The organism is Pedobacter sp. 22163 (assembly GCF_052045595.1).
Taxonomy (GTDB): domain Bacteria; phylum Bacteroidota; class Bacteroidia; order Sphingobacteriales; family Sphingobacteriaceae; genus Pedobacter.
Genome location: NZ_JBQEPM010000010.1, coordinates 99,563 through 122,505, shown reverse-complemented (window position 1 = coordinate 122,505; position 22,943 = coordinate 99,563). Strand labels below are relative to the sequence as shown.

21 protein-coding genes are annotated in these 22,943 nt (G+C 39.5%); 5 read left to right on the top strand and 16 right to left on the bottom strand.

The genetic code is table 11. The features are described from left to right. Positions 1-62: 62 nt before the first annotated feature. A complete protein-coding gene (locus tag ACTJKN_RS22855; RefSeq protein ID WP_440828019.1) occupies positions 63-926 on the bottom strand; it encodes a helix-turn-helix domain-containing protein in 864 nt (287 codons plus the stop codon). Positions 927-1,130: 204 nt separating this feature from the next. On the opposite strand from ACTJKN_RS22855, the gene hxlB reads away from it, so the two are divergent. Further along, positions 1,131-1,760 carry a 6-phospho-3-hexuloisomerase gene (hxlB, locus tag ACTJKN_RS22850; protein ID WP_440828018.1) on the top strand — a complete coding sequence of 210 codons (630 nt, stop codon included), beginning with the start codon at positions 1,131-1,133 and terminating at the stop codon, positions 1,758-1,760. Positions 1,761-1,791: 31 nt separating this feature from the next. Beyond that, positions 1,792-2,424, top strand: coding sequence for a 3-hexulose-6-phosphate synthase (gene hxlA, locus ACTJKN_RS22845; protein WP_440828017.1), 633 nt, complete (start codon positions 1,792-1,794; stop codon positions 2,422-2,424). A gap of 70 nt (positions 2,425-2,494) precedes the next feature. On the opposite strand, the gene ACTJKN_RS22840 is transcribed toward hxlA, so the two are convergent. The 3 genes from ACTJKN_RS22840 to ACTJKN_RS22830 form a co-directional block, all read right to left on the bottom strand. Next, positions 2,495-3,031, bottom strand: coding sequence for a lipocalin family protein (locus tag ACTJKN_RS22840; protein ID WP_440828016.1), 537 nt, complete (start codon positions 3,029-3,031; stop codon positions 2,495-2,497). 135 nt (positions 3,032-3,166) lie between these two features. Further along, entirely contained in the window at positions 3,167-5,701 is a 2,535-nt protein-coding gene (locus ACTJKN_RS22835) for an ABC transporter permease (RefSeq protein ID WP_440828015.1), read from the bottom strand. Next, complete coding sequence (locus tag ACTJKN_RS22830; RefSeq protein WP_440828014.1) at positions 5,694-6,383, bottom strand: ABC transporter ATP-binding protein; 690 nt, start codon at positions 6,381-6,383, stop codon at positions 5,694-5,696. Before ACTJKN_RS22830 ends, ACTJKN_RS22835 begins: the two co-directional genes overlap by 8 nt. Positions 6,384-6,487: 104 nt before the next feature. Here ACTJKN_RS22830 and ACTJKN_RS22825 point away from each other — a divergent pair, with 104 nt between their 5' ends. After that, the gene (locus tag ACTJKN_RS22825; protein ID WP_440828013.1) at positions 6,488-7,171 is read left to right on the top strand and encodes an arylesterase; all 684 of its coding nucleotides are present in this window, start codon (positions 6,488-6,490) and stop codon (positions 7,169-7,171) included. Positions 7,172-7,794: 623 nt separating this feature from the next. On the opposite strand, the gene ACTJKN_RS22820 is transcribed toward ACTJKN_RS22825, so the two are convergent. The 4 genes from ACTJKN_RS22820 to ACTJKN_RS22805 form a co-directional block, all read right to left on the bottom strand. After that, entirely contained in the window at positions 7,795-8,682 is an 888-nt protein-coding gene (locus ACTJKN_RS22820) for a hypothetical protein (protein WP_440828012.1), read from the bottom strand. Next, a complete protein-coding gene (locus ACTJKN_RS22815; protein WP_440828011.1) occupies positions 8,682-9,671 on the bottom strand; it encodes a hypothetical protein in 990 nt (329 codons plus the stop codon). Before ACTJKN_RS22815 ends, ACTJKN_RS22820 begins: the two co-directional genes overlap by 1 nt. A 122-nt stretch (positions 9,672-9,793) precedes the next feature. Next, entirely contained in the window at positions 9,794-9,961 is a 168-nt protein-coding gene (locus ACTJKN_RS22810) for a hypothetical protein (protein WP_440828010.1), read from the bottom strand. Between the two features lie 10 nt (positions 9,962-9,971). After that, positions 9,972-10,301: a DUF4870 domain-containing protein gene (locus ACTJKN_RS22805; RefSeq protein ID WP_440828009.1), complete on the bottom strand. Its 330-nt coding sequence runs from the start codon at positions 10,299-10,301 to the stop codon at positions 9,972-9,974. Between the two features lie 230 nt (positions 10,302-10,531). Here ACTJKN_RS22805 and ACTJKN_RS22800 point away from each other — a divergent pair, with 230 nt between their 5' ends. Continuing rightward, complete coding sequence (locus tag ACTJKN_RS22800) at positions 10,532-12,376, top strand: helix-turn-helix transcriptional regulator (protein WP_440828008.1); 1,845 nt, start codon at positions 10,532-10,534, stop codon at positions 12,374-12,376. Between the two features lie 35 nt (positions 12,377-12,411). On the opposite strand, the gene ACTJKN_RS22795 is transcribed toward ACTJKN_RS22800, so the two are convergent. The 3 genes from ACTJKN_RS22795 to ACTJKN_RS22785 form a co-directional block, all read right to left on the bottom strand. Further along, positions 12,412-12,939, bottom strand: coding sequence for a hypothetical protein (locus ACTJKN_RS22795; protein ID WP_440828007.1), 528 nt, complete (start codon positions 12,937-12,939; stop codon positions 12,412-12,414). A gap of 22 nt (positions 12,940-12,961) precedes the next feature. After that, positions 12,962-13,618, bottom strand: coding sequence for a suppressor of fused domain protein (locus ACTJKN_RS22790; protein ID WP_440828006.1), 657 nt, complete (start codon positions 13,616-13,618; stop codon positions 12,962-12,964). 244 nt (positions 13,619-13,862) lie between these two features. Next, positions 13,863-14,195 carry a DUF4870 domain-containing protein gene (locus ACTJKN_RS22785; protein ID WP_440828005.1) on the bottom strand — a complete coding sequence of 111 codons (333 nt, stop codon included), beginning with the start codon at positions 14,193-14,195 and terminating at the stop codon, positions 13,863-13,865. A 201-nt stretch (positions 14,196-14,396) separates the two neighbouring features. Here ACTJKN_RS22785 and ACTJKN_RS22780 point away from each other — a divergent pair, with 201 nt between their 5' ends. Then, positions 14,397-16,262 carry a helix-turn-helix transcriptional regulator gene (locus ACTJKN_RS22780; protein ID WP_440828004.1) on the top strand — a complete coding sequence of 622 codons (1,866 nt, stop codon included), beginning with the start codon at positions 14,397-14,399 and terminating at the stop codon, positions 16,260-16,262. Between the two features lie 712 nt (positions 16,263-16,974). Here ACTJKN_RS22780 and ACTJKN_RS22775 read toward each other — a convergent pair. The 5 genes from ACTJKN_RS22775 to ACTJKN_RS22755 form a co-directional block, all read right to left on the bottom strand. Next, positions 16,975-18,870 carry a mechanosensitive ion channel family protein gene (locus ACTJKN_RS22775; RefSeq protein ID WP_440828003.1) on the bottom strand — a complete coding sequence of 632 codons (1,896 nt, stop codon included), beginning with the start codon at positions 18,868-18,870 and terminating at the stop codon, positions 16,975-16,977. A gap of 488 nt (positions 18,871-19,358) precedes the next feature. Beyond that, positions 19,359-19,775, bottom strand: a complete 417-nt coding sequence (locus tag ACTJKN_RS22770; protein ID WP_440828002.1) for a hypothetical protein — start codon at positions 19,773-19,775, stop codon at positions 19,359-19,361. A gap of 10 nt (positions 19,776-19,785) precedes the next feature. Further along, positions 19,786-20,502 (bottom strand): hypothetical protein, encoded by a 717-nt coding sequence (locus ACTJKN_RS22765; protein WP_440828001.1) that lies wholly within the window; start codon positions 20,500-20,502, stop codon positions 19,786-19,788. 692 nt (positions 20,503-21,194) lie between these two features. After that, complete coding sequence (locus tag ACTJKN_RS22760; protein WP_440828000.1) at positions 21,195-21,944, bottom strand: hypothetical protein; 750 nt, start codon at positions 21,942-21,944, stop codon at positions 21,195-21,197. Positions 21,945-21,951: 7 nt separating this feature from the next. Beyond that, positions 21,952-22,569: a hypothetical protein gene (locus ACTJKN_RS22755; protein ID WP_440827999.1), complete on the bottom strand. Its 618-nt coding sequence runs from the start codon at positions 22,567-22,569 to the stop codon at positions 21,952-21,954. Positions 22,570-22,943 lie beyond the last annotated feature (374 nt).

The window sequence follows — 22,943 nt, the reverse complement described above, 5'->3', positions numbered from 1 at the left end:
AAAGCTGTATAAAAGAAAAACTTTAACGGGGCCGCCAAGTTAAAATCAAAACAAAAAATCCGTTAAACCAGTGTATTAAATTTTGATTCGATGTGGTTTCTGGCCTCTTTTTGAAACGCTTCGGGCGTTTGACCTGTTTGTTTTTTAAAGAAACGGCTAAAATAAGGCCGATCCGAAAAACCCAGTTCGTATGCAATTTCTTTAATGGTATGCGCACTATGGATGATTTTCCTTTTTGCCTCCAGGATGATGCGATCGTGGATGATCTGCATTCCTGTTTTATTTAGTTTTTCTTTTAAAATCTGATTTAATCTTTTAGAACTGATGCCGATTTTGCCGGCATAGAAATCGGTATTCCTAACCTGCTGATAATTGCTTTCAAGTAACATCAAAAATTCGTAGACTCTTTTTTGCTGTACATCATGGCTGGTAAATTCATGTTCTTTTACCTGGATCAGTTTTAATAAAAATACTTTTAGCAGTGCCCTGGTAATGATAAAAGTATTACCTGCTTTCTGGTATTCACCCTCAATTAATTTGTAAATATCGCTAAGCTCAGAAGCGGTTTCCTGGTTTAACCTTAAACAGGAAAATTCGCCCTGAACATTAAAGATCTTAAACAGATCGAGGAGGAATTCTTTTTCTTCCCCTTCAAGAACAGATCTTTTAAAGGAGATTAATACACCGTTTTTACCGGCTTTGTTAAGCTGATGCACGCGGTACGGAGGAATGAGATAAATCCAGTCTCCTTTACTGTCGAATGCTGATTCTTGCAGGGCGTGTAAGGGCTCTTCATTTTTTAACCAAACGATTTCGAAGAACTCTTTTCTGCCCGGGTCATTAAGATAACTGGGTGGGCAATTGCTCAGATCGCGGATATAGATAATAGATTTTTCCAGATGGGTTACTTCGGGGGATAAACTCATGATGTTAAAGTTAAACACTTAATTTTTTAGCGATTGGATTAACTGGTAATAATGGTGGACTATTCGGAAACCATGCCTTTAATATGGCTAATTGATGACTTTTGTAGTTATATATTTCCTGATTGTCCCATATAAGTAGCTAAATGTATAACCATAATGCTAAGGGGCGCCCATACCTTTGGGCCAATAAACAGCGCGTATAAAATGGACTTAAAAGCCCCAATAGCAATTACAGACAGCCAGTTAGCAATAGATAGCCTTGATAATCAGCAGCTGGCCTGGGATCTGCAAATGAACCTGGATAAGATTATTGAGGAGAATACCCGATTGGCCAGACAGATGGGGTTAGACCAGTTAATCCCTTTTGTATATCACATTCAGCGGGCAAAACGGATTTTTATTACTGCCGCAGGCCGTTCCGGTTTCGCCATGCAATCGGCAGCAATGCGTTTAATGCATCTTGGTCTTACTGTTTACTATGTTGGAGATACCACAAGTCCGGCCATTGAAGCGGGCGATTTATTAATTGCTGCCTCGGGTTCAGGAACAACCGGATCGATTGTAAGGGCGGCCGAAAAATCGAAAGCGGTAGGTGCTGAAGTGGTAGCCATTACAACGAATGCCGGATCGTTACTGGCAAAACTAGCCAGCCACGTGGTATGGGTGCCAGCGGCAGAAAAAGAAGACCACAGTGCAAAAGTATCTACTCAATATGCAGGAAGCCTATTCGAGCAGTTTTTGCTTTTACTCAATGATGCCGTTTTTCAATCACTTTGGAAAATGAGCGGACAAGCTGCAGAAACACTATGGAAGAGACACGCCAACCTTGAATAACAATTAATTTAATTATAGATAAAATAGAAACATGGCAAAATTACAAGTAGCAATAGATTTATTAACAACTGAAGAAGCCTTAGTTTTGGCAGCAAAAGTAGCTCCATACGTAGATATTATTGAATTGGGCACTCCGCTGATCAAGAATATGGGCGCTACAGTAATTACCGCAATGAAAGCTGCACATCCTGATAAACTGGTTTTTGCAGATTTAAAAACGGCAGATGCGGGTGAACTGGAAGCTGATATCGCTTTTAAAGCAGGAGCTGATTTGGTTACCGTAATGGGTGCTGCAGGAAATGCAACGATTATTGGTGCGGTTAAAGCGGCAAAAGCACATGGAAAAGGCGTAGTGGTTGACACCATTGGTTATCCTGACCGTGTTAAAAGAGCCCAAGAGGTTACTGCATTAGGTGTCGAATTTGTAGAACTACACGCAGGTTTAGATGAACAGTGGACGGCTGGTTACTCTATTCAGGTGCTTATCGATGAAGCTGCAAGCGCTGGAGTTCCGGTTTCTATTGCTGGTGGGGTAAATATTGATAACGTTACTGCTGTTATCCAGGCAGGTGCTATAGTTGCCGTTGCAGGTGCTGCAATTTATGGCGCTGAAGATCCTGCTGCTGCTGCAAAGGCACTTCGCGAAGCAATTGATGCTGCATAGTTATTCAGTTATAGTCTGTTACCATAGGTACTTGGTTTATGGTAACAGATTATATTTTACTTCCTGTCTATTAATCGTGTTTGGTCCAGACCAAAGTGGCGGTGTCATAACCTAAGCTTTCTGCCTTTCTCAAATATTGCTGTTTAATGTTTTCCGGAATGCTTTTGTTTCTGGATAAAATCCAGAGGTATTTTAGGTTGTTGCCGGCTATCAAAGCAAATTGATAATCCGTGTCGATCTCGATTACATTATAGCCTGCATAAAAAGGACCAAAGAACGAAACTTTTAATCTTCCTTCGTTGCTTTCATTTACAAATTTTGCTTTACCAATACTCTGTTTCCATTCCTTTTTAACATAATTATAACCGCGGTTATCTACCTTGATACTGCCGTCATCTTTAAGCGAGTAGGTAGCCGTTACATTATTAAGATCTTTTTCGAACTTAAAATCCATTCGTGCAATCTCATACCACTTGCCCAGGTATTTATCTTTTTTAAATGGCTTAACAGCAGTGGCTCCCTTTGGAATAGACACACAGGAAATTAGGTTTATCGCTATAACACCAACGCCTAAAGCCAAAAATAATATCGGATATCTTTTATTCATCTTTAAATTCTTTTGAAAAGGAACAAAGCTATTATCATATAGTTTGTTTAGGGGAATCAAATTTAAAAGCTCATTTTCCTAAACCTGGAAGTAGTTATTAAGTTTGGTCTATTTATAGGTTAGCCTTAACATAACCTAACTTTCTGTCCTTAAAATCTTTAACGGTGGTTGGTTCAGGATACTCCTGGTACTTAATACACCCGTAATTACCACAAGTAATACAATTGAGCCAAATAACAATAAGGTTGGTACAAATGGAGGTACAAAGGTTGCATCGAAAGTGAATTTAGCCAATGCCCAGCTTCCGCTAATGGCTAAAATTAGTCCTGCGCCTGCGGCAAAAGCACCTAAAAAGAAATATTCAATCGCATTTATCGCTAAAATCTGCTTCCTGCTCGCACCCATTGTCCGCAATAAAATACTTTCTTTTATCCGCTGGTTTTTACTGGTTAATACCGAAGATATTAAAACAATCCAACCGGTAACCATGCTAAAGCCAGCCATAAACTGAATCACAAAACCGATTTTGCTTAACAGCTCATCCAAGAGTTTTAATACCAGATCTAAATCGATTACTGAAACATTTGGAAATTTTTGCACCACTTCTCCCTGGAAACGAGCTGAAACTTCGCCCGATGGTACCCTGGTCATCAGCACGTGAAATTGTGGTGCTTCTTCTAATACGCCTGCCGGAAAAACAACCCTGAAATTGGTCTGCATCCTGCTCCAGTTTACTTCCCTCAAACTTCCAACAACCGTTGGAATCATCATACCCTGCACATTAAAAAGAATTTTGTCATTCAGCTCAACATGAATCTGCTGGGCATAACGCTGATCCAGTGAAATATAAACGGTTTCATTGGGTTTTATTTTTCCCGTCCATTTGCCCGATGTAATTTTCTCTGCTGCGGTTAAAGTATCCTGGTAGGTAGCCCTGATTTCGTTGCGATAAGCCCTTCTGTTATTGGTATCGGCACTGGCTTTCTTTCCGTTAATTTCTTCAATGCGCATGGTAATTACAGGCACCTGGTTCATTAGCGGCAATTTGAAAGCTTTGGTTAAACTGTCCAATCCTTCTTTTTGCGTATTTTGGATATCGAACATCACCATATTGGGCTGATTGGCGCCTGATGAAAGTGTAACGCGGCTCATTAAGATTCCCTGAACAAAAAATAGGGTGCAGATAAATGCGGTTGATAAACCTATAGAAACGGTAAGCATCAGGGTTTGGTTATTCGGCCGGTAAAGGTTGGCAAATCCCTGTCGCCATAAATAAGGGGATGAATTGGGCAAAAGTTTTCTCACCAGGAACATCAGTATTTTAGACAGTATAATCAACAGCACAAAAGCGATGGCAATACTTGCGGTAAAAGCCAGCGTTTGTATCCATGTTTTCATCTGCAAGTGCGTAAAAGCTGTAATAAAGATTGCCATAAGCAGGTATACCAACCAGGTTAGCGGATCTCTATTTCCAGTTGCTTTTTCGAAAGATATCCGGATGGCATTTAATGGCGAAATTCTTCTAACGGATAGGAGTGAGGGAAGGGCAAAGAGGATCGAGATGATGAGACCAAGTAACAGCCCCTGGCCAACAGCAGGCCACGAAACCTGCATGGTGATCTCTACAGGTAAAAAATCTTTGAGTACCAAAGGGAGCAAAAATTGTATACCTGTGCCTAAAACTGCCCCTAAAACAGCCGCAATTAGGCCAATGAAAAAGACCTGGATAAGGTAAATTAAAAAGGCATGACGCGATTTTAACCCTAAACACCTCAACGTAGCAATAGCGCTTAGTTTTTCCTGAATGTATACGTGGATAGCGCTGCCTACACCAACGCAACCCAGCAACAAAGCGATAAAACCAGATAAAGCCAGAAAACGGTTTACATCTTTAAATGATCTTCCGGTCTGTTCTTTTCTCGATTCAACTGTATCGGCATCGAAACCTTCTTTTTCTAATTTACTGTCCTGTTTTTTTACCCATTCATCTATCTTGGACGGATCGTTGTACCTGAAATAAAATTTATTGTTGATCCGGCTTCCGGTTTTAATCAGATTGGTTTTATCGAGGATTTGTAATGGAATATAAACGGTAGGCGCGATACTTGCACCAATACCGGTTTGGCCCGGAGCTTTGGTTAAAGTGCCCAGTATATTGAAATACAGATCGCCGATTTTTACCGAATCGCCAACTTTTGCATTAAACTGCAGCATTAGGGTTTGATCTACCAATGCATTTCTTCCCGATTGAAAGTTTTTTGCTGCGGCTAAAGGAATGGTTTCTATTGTGCCATAATAGGGGTAATTTCCCTCTAGCGCTTTCATCTGTACCAAACGGCTGCCCCCGCCTTTCTGGAAATAGATCATCGAAGCAAAGGTTTTCTCCTGCGATCGTTCATCGCCAAGTGTATCGAGCATTTTTTGCATCGCTTTGCTTACGCCCTTCCGGCTATCTAAAACCAGATCGGCTCCTGTAAGTTCTTTTGCCTGTGCATCGATATCTTTTTGAAGATTATCTTTAAACGAATAAACTGCAACGAGGGCTGCAATCCCCAAAACGATGGATGAGATAAAGAGCAACAAACGTGTACGGTTTTTCCTGCTATCCCGCCAGGCCATTTTAAACAGCCACGAAAACTTAATAGATTGTTTTGGGGTGATATTAGGCATAAGTAGGGTTTTCGTCTGAAATGATTACGCCACCTTTAATTTTAATGCTCCTTGCCGTTCTGGCAGCCAGTTCAAGATCGTGTGTTACGATAATCAATGTGGTTCCCGCATCTTTATTTAAATCAAAAAGCAACTTGATCACTTTTTCACTGGTTTCTGCATCAAGGTTTCCGGTAGGTTCATCTGCAAAAAGAATAGCCGGTTGGTTCGAAAATGCCCTTGCCAATGAAACGCGTTGCTGCTCCCCACCTGATAGTTGTACTGGATAGTGATGCGAACGGTCGGCAAGGCCAACTTTATCCAGCAGTTCTAGTGCATGTGCACGGATGTTTTTTGCTCCCCTTAATTCTAAAGGTACCATTACATTTTCGAGTGCCGTTAAAGTGGGCAACAGTTGAAAGTTCTGAAAAATGAAACCCACATATTGATTTCTGATCGCAGCCCTTTCATCTTCATTCAGTTTCTCTAAAGCAATACCATTCAGTTCAACCGTTCCGCTGCTGGCCCTGTCCAATCCGGCACATAAACCAAGTAAGGTTGTTTTCCCGCTTCCCGAAGGACCTGTTATGGCCACAGTTGAGCCAGCTGCTATCGAAAAATTAATGTTATCCAAAACGGTGAGTTCCCGTCCGGCACTTTGGTAAATTTTGCTTACATTTCGGATGTTCAATATGCTTTCCAATAGCTGAATTTTTAAGGGTTGCGTATAGATTGTGGCCAAACATAACGAGGCACTGCCTGTTAAGATAATGGTTTAAACAATAATTAGATATAGATTAATTAGATATGTTACGAAAACGATTAATGGGGCTATTTGTTTTGAGCCTTGTACTGCTGAGCTGCGGAAACCGCGAAAATAAAAGCAATACCGATAAAACTTTAGATTCAACTGACCAAAAAACGGCTGCTGTAGTTACTGAGCAGAAGAATATCCTCTTTTTTGGTACCAGTTTAACCGCAGGTTATGGACTCGATCCAACGGAAGCTTACCCTGCATTGATCCAAAATCGGATCGATTCTTTACAAATGCCTTACAAAGTAATTAATGGTGGCTTAAGTGGGGAAACTTCTGCTGGTGGAAAAGGGCGGATTGATTGGTTACTTAAACAGCGTGTGGATATTTTCGTGCTCGAACTTGGCGCCAATGATGGATTGCGTGGGTTCCCTGTATCGCAAACCATTAAAAACCTTCAGGCGATTATTGATCGGGTAAAAGCTAAATACCCTGATGCTAAAATGGTGCTGGCCGGTATGCAGGTTCCACCAAATATGGGGGCCAAATATGCTGCAGACTTTAAAAACATGTTTCCTGATCTGGCAAAGAAAAACCAGATGGTGCTGATCCCTTTTTTATTGGATAAGGTTGGCGGTGTTCCTGAATTAAACCAGGCCGATGGCATACATCCAACTGCCGAAGGGGATAAGATCCTGGCCGAAAACGTGTGGGCAGTGCTGAAGGATTTGTTGTAGTTACAGTTTTAACTGCAGTTAGTCTTCAGAATTAATTCCATTTTTTTAACCACAGAGGCCACAAAGAGAAAGGCGCAGAGGGAACAGAGTTGGTGTGAGGGCCGAGGTCGATCATCATTCCCACGCAGCTGGGAATCTTATTTAAGATAGATCATCGTCCTCGTTTGTAACGAGGATGGGAGGAGAAAGGCGATTTTATCGCTTCTAAACTCTTGTTGTGCATTAAATGCATATCTCGCTAATGCTCGTCGCAAACGAAGATTATTTTATGGTAGTGTTGAAGGATTTGTTGTAGTTACAGTTTTAACTGCAGTTAGTCTTCAGAATTAATTCCATTTTTTAACCACAGAGGCCACAAAGAGAAAGGCGCAGAGTGAACAGAGTTGGTGTGAGGGCCGAAGTCGATCATCATTCCCACGCAAGGGGAGCTTCTGGCGATGGAGTCCAAGATCCGTAATCATTTGCCAAATAACACATTGTAAATGAGTTTTTTCGACTGGAGCGTAGCGAACGGAAAAATCTTTGAACGATGTTTATTTGATAGTTTTAAATATTTCTCTACTGCGGTCGAATGCTATTAAATGCTATTACTTTAATCTTTAATTATCATCCCATTCATATTTTCACTCCTGCCTAAAACTTTTAAGCGTTCCATCATTGTTAAACTGAAGATCGTAGCGTTCGCGGCTGCCATTTATTGTTGATGGAAACCACCGCATGCCATCATCCCAAATTGAAATGTAGGCCGTGGTGGTGGGTTTTGCACCTTCAACCTGGACGGCTTTATCGTTATAAATCTGCATTACTTTTTGCGCATCTGCAAAATTTATTTTACTTAAAGGAAATGTCCTTCGCTCGATATTCCTGGCCTGTAAAGGTTTCGGGGAAGACCAGATGCCATCTTTGTATGAATATTCATCCACATATTTAGGGTTTTCGGGATGCTGTAAGGCCAGTTTAATGGAGCCATCTTCGTAAAAATGTACAGATTCATATATCACAATTTCTCTATCACGGTATTGTGGTAGCTGTCTTAGTTTCTCTTCTGCCTGTGCTAATGCTGAAGCACTTAACATCCCTTTTCTGACTTTTGCTGTTGATTTTTCTCTATTGCTGTTTTTCGCCCCTGGCTGAGGCAGGTTCATATCCTTTAAAAATTCATTTACCCTTTTTTGGATTTCCTTGCTATCTGCTGGTGTTTGCTTTTGTTTTAAAAGTTCCAGGTCATGAAAAAGTTCTTTTGCCTTGTCCTGAAGTTCTGGTGTTTTAACCGTATCACCGTTTATCACTACAAATTTTTCCTGATGATGCTGTGTAGAAGTTGTCGTTGTTGTTTTAGTGGTTCCGGTATATTCGCCCTCTGATTGGATACGGTTTTCTTTATTGTATTTATTAGCCAAAGAATCGTTTGGATGAAAGGTTTCGTCTACACTTTTTGTGATTTGTTTACAGCCCGAGCCAAAGAAGCAGCAAAGTATCATCAGCCAGGAGATATGGGTTAAGTTTTTCATCAGAATTCTCCTTTAATTTCGTTCAGGTCTTTTTCAAGGGCAATTTTCTGTGGATTTTCTTTGAGGTAAAAAATGGATACATGTTCCTGTTTGGTTATATCCAGATCGAGCAGATCAACAATCATTTTTAGGTTTGCCCTATGCTTTTGGCTATGTTGATCGGTAAATTCCACCTCAAAATTAATCATTGGCTGTTCGTTAATAAAGGTTCCCGTTTGGCTAGCCTTAATCAACCTGGCGGTTGTCCGGATACCTTTAAATTTGATCAGGAACAATTCATTTGGTTTACCCCAAAATTTGCTTTGGATAATAGCGCCTAAAAACCGGTAAAAAAGAAGTCCTGCAGGGCAAACCAACAACGGATGGCCTAAGCTCATAAAACGCCAGCCCATGCCTTCGCTTTCTGAGGAATAGGAATAAACAAAATAGCCTGCAACAATACAGGTAAAAGCGAGCCAACCCAGGTTAACCAGCATTACTATGGTTTTGTTTATGCTCACTTCTGTACTGGCGATAATGAGATAAGGGACTTTGTTTGCTTCCTTATCCAACAGTATGCCCACCGTTTTACCAACCTCATAGCGGCGTTCGTAAGGTTTTGAATCATTTATTATGGTTTTTTGCCTGATTTCACTACCTGCCAGATTTTTAAACTGGAGTGTGAGTTCATAGGTATCATAAGCTGCATTTGGTTCTGACATTTTTACAGCGGCAATAATTTTGGCCTCACGGGGCTCACCGGTATTTTTGAGTTTTTCTATATTGCGCTTCATCAAAAAAGTACGGATTACCCATTTGCGGTAATAGCCTGTTAAGAGAATAATCCATAACAACACAGAAACTGCTACCAAACTTAACGATAGCCATGGGTTTCTTTCCATCAGGTTCGGCATGTTTTCGCTCTTAATGTTGTAATATAACAACATAGGGAAGGGAATGGCAAAAAACAACATGTAAAGTATCCAGAATATCGAAAGTCTTTGTTTCATAGTAATCCGGTTGAGATATTGAGTGACTGACTAATAACAATTAAAAAAGCATCTTTTCTACTGCAATGTAATTTTTCAGGTATTCTTCGCAATTGGTAACTTTGCCTGGACCAGATACGTTTTTAAGATATTCTTGATAACCTTAAATAGTAAGTGCCAAAACGCGATATATCATTGGCATTTAAGGCTGCCTGGTCAAAATATTCTTCGGGGGTATTTACGGTAAGGTTGCATGCGGTGATGGTCGAAACCATCACCATTAGCATGACATTTTTGATGTTGAGGCGCATAAACTTCTTTTTAGTATTTACCAACAAATGAAGACTTGTCTTCGAACCATTTACCGATAAGTGGAACAGGTTTTAATGCACCATTGGCCGCATTGATAATCCCCATAATCCAAAGAATGATAAATGCATAACCAACAAAGCCCAAAAAAGATAAACTAGGCACTATAAGGGCAATGATGGTAAATGCTATGTTGAAAATGATACTCACAATGGCGAGGCCTAACGACTGTCTTAAGTGATATTTAAGCAAGGTGTCAGCTTTATCTTTTCCCATAAAATAAGCTATTATCCAACCTATAAGGGTGATGTAAGAAATGATTGAAAGGGTTTTGTTGTCCATGGTTTCTGTTTTTTAGATTAAAAAATTATTTAGGTCAAATTTGGAGTTAATGATCATTCTTTAAAAGAATTTGCCGCCTACAGAACATCTACTGTATTTTTTAAAAACGTCTACAATACATCTACAGATGTTATTAAGTTGTTGTTAATTAGTATTTTATGTTTTTTGGTTGTTTTTAGCTTTTGTCTACAATTTTACCCAAGCTCCAATCTTTATACTAATTTTACGATATGAAGCGTCTGGTTTTTAAAAACATATTACTCTTGATTGGGATCGTTATAGGATGTTATACGGTCCAGGCGCAAAGCTTATTGGATAGTACAGCGCTCGATAATTTAAGTGAGAAGGATAAACCAGCCCTGCTTACGCAACTGGCAGAAAGATATAGGACTAATGCAAATTATGCAGCCGCAATTGCAAAGGCGCAACAAAGTGTAAGTTTGGCCATAAAACTCAAAAACTTTACCGAAGCCACAAAAGCATATACCATGCTGGCTAATGTTTATGCAAATATGAAGCAGTTTGCTTTGTTGAAAAAAACAAGCGATACCACTTTAACTATCGGGCAAAAGGCACAACAGCCTATTGCCTTAGCTTATGCTTATTACGCGCAGGCTTTATTCTACAATGCTATCGATAATAACGAATTGGTAACTAAGTATTGCCAGATGGGGCTTAAAATGTTGGAGAAAAAATACGATCCTTACCTTACTGCCAAAATATATTACCAGCTATATGCACTGAATACCAGGTGGGACGATGTAAAAAATGTAAATAAATATGCTCGAGAGGCTACTGAAAGTGCAATTAAAACTACCGACTATAACCTATTGAGTAACTGTTATATTGCCCTGTCGGTAGCTGCTGATTACAATTTTGTAGCAACAAAAAGAGAATTACAGCGGGATAGTATTATTTACTACTTAAATAAAGTACAGGATCTTTATAAACAGTACCCTCAATACGTTGCCAGAAAAACATACGCTATGGCTTGTATCAATAGCGCAGATTATTATTTGAAATACTTTCCTGATACGGATCAGGCTGCGAAAGCAAATGCCATTCGGTATGCAAGCATGGCCAACGAGGTAATGAAAGGAGTGCTGAATGGGGAAGAGGTTAGGGCGAGCAGTTTGGGGATTTTGAGCGAATACGCCAAAAGAGATAAAAATACGGTCATGACTGAAGGGTATTTACAGGAGGCCTATAGTATGATGAAAGACCAGCAGGCGCCTTATTATTACACGCTGATCAATATTGTAACGGCATTGTCCAGCTTTTATGAGCAAAATGGCCATTACGAAAAGGCACTTGAGTTTCAGAAAAAAGCAACAGCATACAATAGTAAACTTTTCGATCAGAAGCAGGCTTTAAATGCTCAAAAACTAGAAGTACAGTACGAAGCGGAAAAAAAAAACAATGAAGTGAAGCTGTTAAAACAGAGCGAAAAATATGCGCAGCAGCAAAAGTATCTTTACATTGGTATTGCCATTGCCTCGCTGTTGGGGCTAATATTCATGTTCAGGTCTTACCATTTTAGGTTAAGGTATTCATTGCAGCGCGAAAAACAGCTGCACTTGGAAAAACAGGATGCTGAATTGCAGATGAAACTCGAAAAAGAAGAGCAGGCAAGGTTAAAAGCTGAGCAGCAATTATTGGAAAGTCAACAACAGCAGTTACAGAAAGAAGTAATGGCCAGCCAATTGCAGCTGGAACATAAAAAAGAGATGCTTTTTCAGATCAAAGAAAAATTTAATGACAACCATCAACTGAATATTAATAAAATCTGGAATGAAGAACTGCTTTTGGACAATGACTTTGAAGAAGCAAAATTTCAGATTCAACAGGTACATCCAGAATTTTTCGCTCTGTTAAATCAAAGGGCACAACAAAAACTCACTGCACTCGATCTTAAACTCTGCGCTTATCTGCACTTGAAGATGGATACCAAAAAAATTGCCCAGCTGATGCATATCGAAGCCAAAAGTGTGCGAATGAGCCGTTACCGCGTTAAACAAAAACTGGGACTTGACAAAGATGAGGATTTGAACTTATTTTTGCGGAACATGGCTTAAAGTTTTTCTAAGTGTTTATCAAGGCAAAAAACAGGTTAGTTTAAATGATTAAGTAAATTGAACTGTTTTTGTGCTTCGGCCAATACCTGTTCTTTTTTACTGATTGCTTTGCTCATTTCCAGCTTGTCTCTTGATAATTGCCCTTGTTGGTGTATTGCAGCATCCCGTATTTTTTCAGTATTTGTTTTATTTTGACTGATCTGTTGCTGGGCAATAACTAAGCGGTCAAAAATTTCGGATTCTTTAACAGCCTTATAATAGTTGCTTGTTGCCGATTTTAGTTCGTTGCCATATTTAATATCTCCTGTTTCCAATGCATTTATTTCACTGATGATTTTATCGAATGCCCGTTCCTCTTCGGTTATTGCCTGCTGGGCGCATTTAAAATCGCCATCAATCAGGCACTTGAGTTTCTGTTCATTAGGGCCGTTTTTGCCCCGCATTATATTGAAAACGCCCCGTTTCTTTTGCTCCAGGACTGTTTTCAAATGAACTGCTTTTTCAGACTGGCAAGAGGAAACAATCAAAATCAGCAAGACTAAAAGGACATTTCTTGGTATCATAACGTTATGGAGGATTTTTAAATTATTTTCTGGTCAGATCTGTAATTAACAGCGGATTATCCTTTTTCAGTTTTTCGATCAGTTCTTGTACAGCACCTATTGTAGGGCTTTTTTTCAAATCTTCTACTTCTGCATTGGTAATGCCAACCAACTGTAAAAAGCTTACTTCGCCATGAGGGGTGTCCATTTTTCCCAGTTCGGGATCTAAGGCAAAAACAAAGCCCGTTATTGCTGTTTCTGTATTTAATCTTATTGGCCCATTAGCTGGAATAAAATGATTTTCTTCAAACCATTTACCGCTCGAAAATACGTACCGGGCGAGGTTATTCATTACGTTTATTGCCCAGATAGGATCATTTTCATCATCTTTAAAAGGCGCCAATCTAAATGTAAATTCAAAGCCCCATCTGCTAAATTCGCCTCCAGCTTTTTCTTCGTTATAATACAGTTCGCTCATGCCATAACTGATCATGTGCCGATGAAAGGTTTGGTGGCTGCTATCATAAACGCTGATACCATCTATTGGGTCTGTTCCACCGGCTGCATAATGGATTCCGCACAATGGTGGATAATGACGTGGTTCCGTATTGCCATATATCTTTTCCAATTGATCATCTATCGCCTGCCATCCGGGTGTATCTTCTGTGGTAAACCGTTGTTTGTAGATTTCGGGATTCATTATCGTTTTTATTGAATGTGATTTTGTTAAGCCGGCTCAAAGATTTTGCCATTTATTCCTATAACAATTGTATGGGGGCATCATAACACGTTTTTCTGCAGTTGGCCACTGCTTTTATTGGGAAAATATCGTAGTGCCGTCAATGGTCAGCGTTTTTGCGTAAAGACTCATCTGCAGAGCGGTGCTGCCGTTGGTAATGTAAACTTTCAGACGAAGGCGCAAGCTGCCCATCTGTAAATTGATGTTAAGAAGCGAAATTGAATTTTCCTTCAAATATTTTTCCGATGAGTGGGACAGGTTTTTCCAGTTCGTTGTTGGCCGCTATGATGCCAAGCAATAATAATACAAATGGAATGAATAAAATGAGGTAAAAAATAGCACCTAAAGATGGAATAATTACTAAAATAACACTGCTCAAAATGCTTAAAAGAATAGATGTGATGATCAGTCCAAGCGATTGCCCAAGATGATAATTAACCAGTTTACTTTTTTCTGTTGATTTTTTGAACTCCAGGTAAGAAATGATCCAACCGATTAGTGTAATGTAGGCCACAATAGCCATTGTTTTCTGTCTCATGTGATTAAATTTTTTGGTGAATTGAATAATTCAAAGTTATAGGCGTTTAAACCGTCAGCCAAGAAAAGACAGGCTACACAGCAACTACCTGTTTTTAAAATAGCGTCTACAAGGAGACTACAAAAGCCGTTTAAAGAGCTATATCCCATTTATTTGTTGTACTTCTGCTTTTATAAAAGTGTTTCTTTTCTATTTTTGAATATGCAGCTACCACTGAAAACTTTATTAAGCCTGTTTATTTGTTTTTTCCTTTTTTTTAAAAGTGCAGAGGCCCAAAAAATCTATATCGATTCGTTAAACCATTTACTTGCACAAAAGGGTACAACCAAAGAGCTGCGTGTAAATGTATTGTGCAAGCTGGCGAAGGCCAATTTTGAAAAAGACCTTCCATTATCTTTCAAGTTGGCTAATCAGGCCCTTCAGATTAGTGCGGGCCTAAAGGATGGGAAAAGTAAAGCGATGACCTATGCCACCCTGGTACATTTATATGTTTGGAAAAAAGACATGAAAAATGCTTATCAAAGCCTTGATAGCGCCATGTACTATGCAAAGAAAACGAAAGATAGCGTTACCCTAGGTTTTGTATGGTTTAGAAATGGCTGGTTAGACCTTGTTAATGATGAGAATGATAAATCTATTACCAAAATGTTTAAAGCACTCGATTTTTTTAGGGGAGAAAATGCTTACGAATATGAGAGTACGATATATCATTACCTGGCCAGCTTTTATGGATATGGGAACAACCCATCTAAACAACAAAAATATGCCGATCTATGCTATCTAACGGCAGTAAAAAGCCAGCAAGTGGATCTGTTGAATAACGCTTATTTTACCATAGGACAAACCTTTTTTGATCGCTTTAAGCTAGATACCACAAAACGTAATCTGCTTGATTCGACTTTAAAGGTTTACAAAAAAGCACTTTGGCTCTCTAAAAAACAAGAAGGACGTTTGCTCGTATACAGCAATACCGCGGCAGTAGCGCTAAATACTGCCAATACCTATTTTCAGTACTTTCCGGCAAGCTATCGCGATAGCGCCGAAAAATATGTGGATGTGGCGATTGAAATTGCTACAAAAACGAATTTACAGGAGATTTTATTAAATTGTTACGGGTTAAAAAGTGAATATTACCTGCGGGATGGCAATTATGACCAGGCTGAAAAAATATTATTAACTGGTTTAGGCAAAATAGAAGATGGAGTGGTTAAAATGCCGCTCACAAAGTCCAGGATATTTCAGGGACTGTCTAATATCGCTGAGAAAAAAGGAGATAAGGCAGCAGCGCTAAATTATCTAAAAGCGTACATTACGAATTATAAAAAAGCTTTCGACGAAGAGAAAATAAATAACACCGTCAGGATTGAGGCACAATATCAGTCTGAAAAAAAAGAACAGGAAATTGCATATCTCCATCAACAAAGTGCTTACACGAAAAAATTAAATGTTTTCTATATCATTTCAGGGCTTGCCGGAATACTAGCCTTACTTTTGCTGTTGATCTCCTACAACTACAAACTCAAAGCCTCAGTCAGGAAACAGGAATTAATCGATCAGCAAAAGGATGCTGCAGAACTAAAAGCACAATTAAAAGAAGCCGAAGCCTTGCAGTTAAAGGCCGAGCAAGCTTTACTTAAAGAACGGCAGGAACGACTGGAAAAAGAGTTATTAGCCGGAAATTTACAGATTGAAGAAAAAAATGAGCTGCTGGAACTCATATCAGACAAGGTAAACAGTGAGAGCCATCTTTCGCTTGATGAACAGATTAAACGGATTGTGAATCAACAGAAAAGGATGGATAAAGAGTTTGAAGAATATAAAATAGATTTTTTTGATGCCAATCCTGCTTTTTTTGAACGTCTGCAGGACAAAGCAAATCACGCACTAACGCGGCTCGATTTAAAATACTGCTCATATATGTTGATGGGGTTGACCAATAAAGAGGTTTCCATCCGTTTGGGCATCGAACCCAAGAGCGTACGTATGAGCCGCTACCGGATTAAACAAAAACTGGGCTTGGGAAAAGACGACGATCTTAATCTGTTTCTTCAACATTTAGGCCATTAATGCTTTAGGCAATATAGCTGTTTGTCCTGTAGAATCGGAATATGCTTCGAACCACAATCCTTCCGGCAGCACGCCCAATGTTATTATTTTAGCCCTCTGGATAGATCGATATAATTTTGACACAGATGGCTCTGATCTTAAGGAGATAGAGAATGCACCTGGATGTAAAATCTGTATTTATCTGTGTGCATCAGTGGTTAAAAAGTAAAGTTCTCTTCTTCAAAGTATCATCCATCTTTCTCTTTTCTGTATGATTAGGGGGTGTTTATAGTTTTTGTCAAAAGCCATTCATGCCTTAAAATAAAATTTAGGACTTCACCAAATAAACATCAGTAAGGAGTAATTATTCTAAGTTTTTTAATCTTGGTGTCGAGGAGGACATTCTAATTTCTTTACGCTCTTTAGGAGAGGAGAGCCTGTAAAACAGCAGCCAATAAGTGATGGCCATAATCAATATACCTAAGAGCGCACTGATTATATCATTCCTTTTCATACTTGTTTCATAACAAAAAAAATGCCGATACGCCTATATCAGTCTTAATAATCGGATTTTTCCTGTTTTTTAATCATTTCTTAATTTTTTAAGAACAATTTACAAATCTGCTATTCGGAAATGAGGAGCGCTTTGGATACAGTGTAAACAAAAAAAGCCAAAATAATAGGGCATTTTTTGTTGCATAATATATTCGCTACACTCAGAGAAAATAAAGTTTTATTTCTTTGGTAGTGCGTTAGGGTTATCGTTATTTTGGTTGATATTTTCTGTCCTAAATAATGGTGCCTGATAATCTTTAGGTAAGTAGTCTGCTGGAATGGTGGTTGCATTACCATCTCTGAGCGCTTTATAATGTGGCGACATAATTTCCACTCCGGCCTGGTTAAACTGATCCTGTATGTTTGCATGCAAAGCAGAATAGATTACGGCCTGCCGGTTTGGCGATTTAGTAAAGGCATTTAATCTATAGCTTACATAATAATCGTCGAGGCTGGTTTGGAGCACGTATGGCTTCGGTTCAGCATCAACAAGCTCTGTAGCAAGTGCGGCATTAGTGAGCAGTTCATGTACTTGCCTCCAGGGCACATCATAACCAATCGTTACTGTGGTATGGATGATGAGTCCCTTTTCCTGCGCTTCAATACTAAAATTTACGGTATGGTTGTTCATTACAGTAGAATTTGGAATAGAAACAACTTCGTTTTGGATCGTTCGCACTCTTGTAACCAGCAGAGTTTTTTCAATAATATCTCCTGTAACCTCTCCGATTTTTACGCGGTCGCCAATTCTGAAGGCCCGCATATAGGTGAGCACCAGGCCTGCAACAACATTACCTAGTGCACCAGCTGATCCGAAAGTGAAAAGAACACCCATGAAAACCGAAACCCCTTTAAAAACACCAGAATCAGATCCCGGGAGATAAGGGAAAATGACAATAAGCATAAAAGCCAGAATTAACACACGGATAATCTGATAGGTAGGGTTGGCCCAATCTTTATAAAAACCTGGTATAGTGAGTTTGCCCCGTTCGATCTCCACTTTGATAAACCTAACAAAGCGGATCACATATCTGAATACCACCAGAAGAACCAATATGGTCATCAGGTCGGGAAAATAGTTCCATATCGATATGCCGATCTTTTTAAGTGGGCTGAGGATATAGTTTAACAGGTTAACCGATAGATCGCGGGTAAAAGGAAAAATCCCAAAAAGCACAGGGAAAGCCAGATAAATTACCGCCAGAATAACCCCATAGCGAATGATTTTCAATAATATTGCGATTATTGCCAATTGACGGCCCGCATCCAGAAGTTCATAATTTTTAATCTTTAGTCCCTCTTTAAAGCGTCCTTCAGTAGAGAAAAATTTGCTTGATATCTTCCTGAAGAGCTTATTAATAAAGTAGATCAGGCCAACTACCACTGTAATAACCAATATCGTCAATAAAATTTCCCTCAATAGCACTTGCCAGCTTGTATCGTGAACATATTTATCAAGGGCGGCCACCACCCTTTTTTTGATTGCTGAAGTATAAAGCGGCCGATCGCTTCTGGCCCATAGTGCATCCTGATCGGTTATAGAAAGCAATAAGGTATTACCATAGAGCAGGTCGGTAGTTTGTTCGGCAGGAATAAGCTTAAGTGAATCAGATGAAAAATTCGCACCATCGCCAACTCCTTCTAGCCTTTCAGCCACAGCTTTTGCCCTGTCGGCGGCACTAAAACTACCAAGTTTGGCATAAATAAAATAAAGCGTGTCGCCATTAAATACAACCGGTACACCTTTGATTATTTTGCGTAAAGAATCTATCTGACTTATCTGACGGAAACGATGAATGGAATCTCTTTTTTTGAGTGATTTTAATTCAGCCATTAAACTTTCCCGCTGTAATTTGTCAGCTATCCCTAAAGAACTTACACGTTGCTCAAGATCAGCTCGCTTAAGCGAATCAGAAAGCCGTTCTGCAGAAAGTTGATTTACCTTATTGAACTCTTTTTCTAACCTTCCATTCTTTAAACTGTCTGATTTTAAAGTTGTACTGTCTTGTCCAAAAGCGTAAATAGATATGGCAGCATTTAGGAGAAAAATAGATAATGTGAAAAATTTCTTCATGTTAGTTCATCTTAGACCAGTCTAACGAAAATAGCTAAAAATAATTGGGAAATAAGGTGAGATGCTGTAAATAGTCTACGTTTCATCAGCAATATCAGGGCCCGTTTAATCACCCATGTTAAAAAAAATAGAATGTCTCTGCTCATTATAGTTGCCCATTCCTTACTAGTGCAAGTCTTAATTGGGAGGCAGCTGGGGCGGATGACTTGTGCATTCCCTATATTTAACTAGCTGAGATTTTTTTAGAGATTAATGTATTTATTTAACGAAAGCCCAAGTCGATCCTTTGCTCAGGCTGGGGCACTAAGACTTGCGCTTACTAGTGCAAGTCTTAGTGGGAGGCAGCTAGGTGGATGACTTGTGCATTCCCTGTATTTAACTAGCGGAGATTTTTTTTGGAGATTAATGCATTGATTTAACGAAAGCCCAAATTAAGCTTTTGCTAAGGGCTTGGGCGCTAAAACTTGTGCCAGATGGAGTACCCAGGCTTAAATTTCATTATACTTCCATACGCCGGAAATGGTCAGCAAAGTCAGTCCGGGTTGTTTTTCGCCATAGCTAAAAACACAAATATATTTTGAATGACAAGACGAACAATCTGTTCCAAAGTACAATGTCGGTAAATCATTTACGGTCAGTTCTCCAAAGTGAAGTAAATTTATGGAGGTTTCGGAGACAATTTTATTTTTTAACAATTCATTTTTAGCTAAAACCTTTTCGTTATTGTACAATTGAAAAATCGGAAAGCCTGATTCATATGGCGTTATTTTAACGATATTTTCATGACCACAGTTACAACATTTGAATTTTACTTCTGCTGAGTTACCGATCTCTGCATTGCTGAACGTATTTTTGGCAACAGAAACCTGTTTTTCAATGAATATTTTTTTTGAAATGGAATACATCTAAATGATTTTATTGTGCAATAACAACGCCCACAGCTCCCGGGTATTTTCCACTCGGGTTTTTCTTAATTGTTACTTTAATATACCCTTCCTGGGCCAATTTATTCCAGGTTTTTTGGTAGCCAGTCGCTGGGTCGATGGGGATTTTCCACATGGTCTGCTTACCATAGCCCACCTGATTAAACCATGGAATAATATCTGCTGTTTGGCCTTTGAAAGTTAATGAATTATTTAAAACTTCGATTTCATAATAAAAATCATAAGTATTTTCTGGTTGATTCAAGGCTCTTTGACCAAAGGTGTACACGATTCCATTGATGATTGGACTGGTGAAACTTCCTCCCAAGGTTGGAGCTCCTGTTCCGCTGTAGGTTCCGATCGCACCACTATATCTATCGTATTTTTGGCCCATCATGATTGGTGTATCATCTACTGTATTGAAACCTCCGTTTGCGGGTGGCCATTTTCCGTTTAAATTGTTGTTTATAAATAGTGTTTCCAGTTCGCCCCACTTTTGTTTCTTGTATAAATCGTAAATCTGATCCCTCATTGCCTGGCTTACGGTGTTTGAAGGATCATAAGTCGCAGCCAGTTGGTTTGCGTTTTTGTAGAAGTCAGTGGTTGCCGTAATTGGTGGTTCGTCTAAAAGACCATCCTTATCTGAGCGACAAGCCACAGAGAATAATGCAATGTTTAAAATTAGTAAGTACTTTAATAAATTTTTCATAGCTGTTAATTTAGTTTAGTAAAATTTGATTTTAAAATAGAGTGACATTGACAGTGTAATAAGACATTAAAATGCATTACGAATCTAATATTTTTTAATGATAAAAAATACAATTGAGTAAGAATATTTGATACATATCACCTCCTTGCTAGTGCAAGTGGGAGTGAGTTTGGTGGATGACTTGTATATTCGCTATATTTAACTAGCTGAGACTTTTATAGGTTTTAATGTATCAGGCGAACGCTCAAAACAATTTTCAAAGAGAAGACGATTTCAGTCAGGCTTGCACTAGGCCCTTGCTGCACAATCGCGTGGGCAATATTCGCCTGCCAACTGCTAGGAAAATGCAAGTGATTTTGCCCATAAATTATCGCAACCTCGTCAGACAGAGAGCAAAAACCTAACATTTTTTAGTGCTTAATTTCCATCTCCACGATAAGTTTTCGCTGGAATCGCCTAGCCGATGATTGCTGCGTTTACAAAGATGAAAGCAAGTCTAGATTACATTGCACTAGTAAGGACTTTATTTATTTTGGTCTGGGACAGTCTCGGCGCATTGATAGCATCCACTCAGAATTGCATGAATCATTTCAAGTTGATTTGGTACCATCCTTCGTCCGAGAACTTGATCAAACGGTGTTAAACGTTTTTGTTATCAAGCAAACGCCGATAATTGACAGCACACCACAAGACTATTCCAAATAGGGTAATATTCTGGAAGGGGACCGCTCATTTTGCAAATCTATGCGATGCGCGCTATCGAACGGGTTGCGTTTGGCATCGAAATATTTGCCAAGGGTATCTAGGGTAAGGTATATTCCTGGGGAAACAGCAGTATCAAAATAATCCTCTTGCTCCATGTTCTCGAAGTCGAGGTACTTTATTTTAAGAAAACTCTTTAGCTTAAAACTCACATAGGCATGGCGAAATCTTGCTGTCTCTTCAATATAATCTTCCAGGGCAAATTCCTTTGCCTGGTTTTTTTCTGCCGAAATTGTCGCAATTAACCCATTGCCATCAGCGGATAAAATCGCGTGATCATAATAACCGTCAAGCCTGAACCTGGACGACCTGCTGTTGCCATCGCTATTACTGTAGTCGATTTCCAGCCAGGTAACCGTCTCTACTTCCGTGTTTTTTGCCCTACCCGCCCTTTCGTACACTTCCATCCTTGAAGCTTCCCACATCCTTGTCCGTTTATCGATCACCGGAGTTGTTGTCACCCTGAATTCGGCGAGCCGGTCCTGATGATCCATATCGGATTGCCTTTGCGCGATTTTATTGGCGTTCGATGAGACAATAATGGCCATAACTGAAAGCGCCGTTGTACAGCCAACGGTAAAAAACACGTCATTGCGTTTGAGCCACACCCTGATGCAATCAATGACTTTAAAAACCGGTCTGGACAAGCGGATAATGGTTTGTTTAATGGTATACAGCATGAGCGAATTAGCTATCGTGGAGCAAAAGATCCGTATAAAAAGCAATGAGTTCTGTAGTCGGATAGGGACAGGCACTAGAGGTAGAGGGCAACACGACAATGGTAATTTGCCGATTCGCAATCTTTAATTTCAGTTGGTGGGGATAGGTAACGCTATCATTGATCTTAACCTCTAATCCATTCAATTTGCAGTAAGCCCTGAACCAACTGGTGGCACTGTTGCCCTTACCCTTGCTGGTCAATACGATATAAGTGATCGTTGGATGGTCTTCAATCAGTCCGAAGATATCCTGAAACTCAACCGGAAAGATATTGATATCCATTGAACTGTCCCCCTGCCGAAGAACCTTTTTGCCAAGGTCTGCAAGGCCAAGTCGGAGTTTATCGAGTATTTTTTTTCGCTCCATCCCAGCCTCCGGGTCGGTAAAAACAGTAGGGGTCAGCCCGGATACCTTAGCCATCACCTCCCAGAAACGATTTCTGCCACTGGGGTAGAAAAAGTTGAATCGCCGGTCTTTTTTCTTGGCCGGGAACGTACCAAGAAGTAGAAAACGGCAGTTTTCAGGGACATAAACATCAAAGGGGTGGGGTTCTTCCAGATAATTGCAGCGGGTAATATTGGTCATTGTCGGAGCGTTGAAGGACAAATATAAGCGCAGAAAACAAAAAATAAAATTTTGAAAGCCTGAATATCAAACGATTTTGACCACTTCACAAATTTAGGTTTTTTTTATCATTCCTCAACTGTTTAAGAACTCATGATTTTCTCCACTGTGCTTCTGTTCAGGGGGTCCACAAGTTTTTGTGAGCAATGCGATTTTTTTTAATGTCTTACTGGCGCAAAATGCCATTAATTGATATGTTAGATGGTTTAGTTGCCCGCCTGGATATGTTATTGGGTTTTTCCTGCTGGATATGAAATGGTATAAAATCAGGCATTTCAAAAATAATTGGAATTTTATTTGTTTTGTACGTAAATAATACGTACATTCGTTATTGT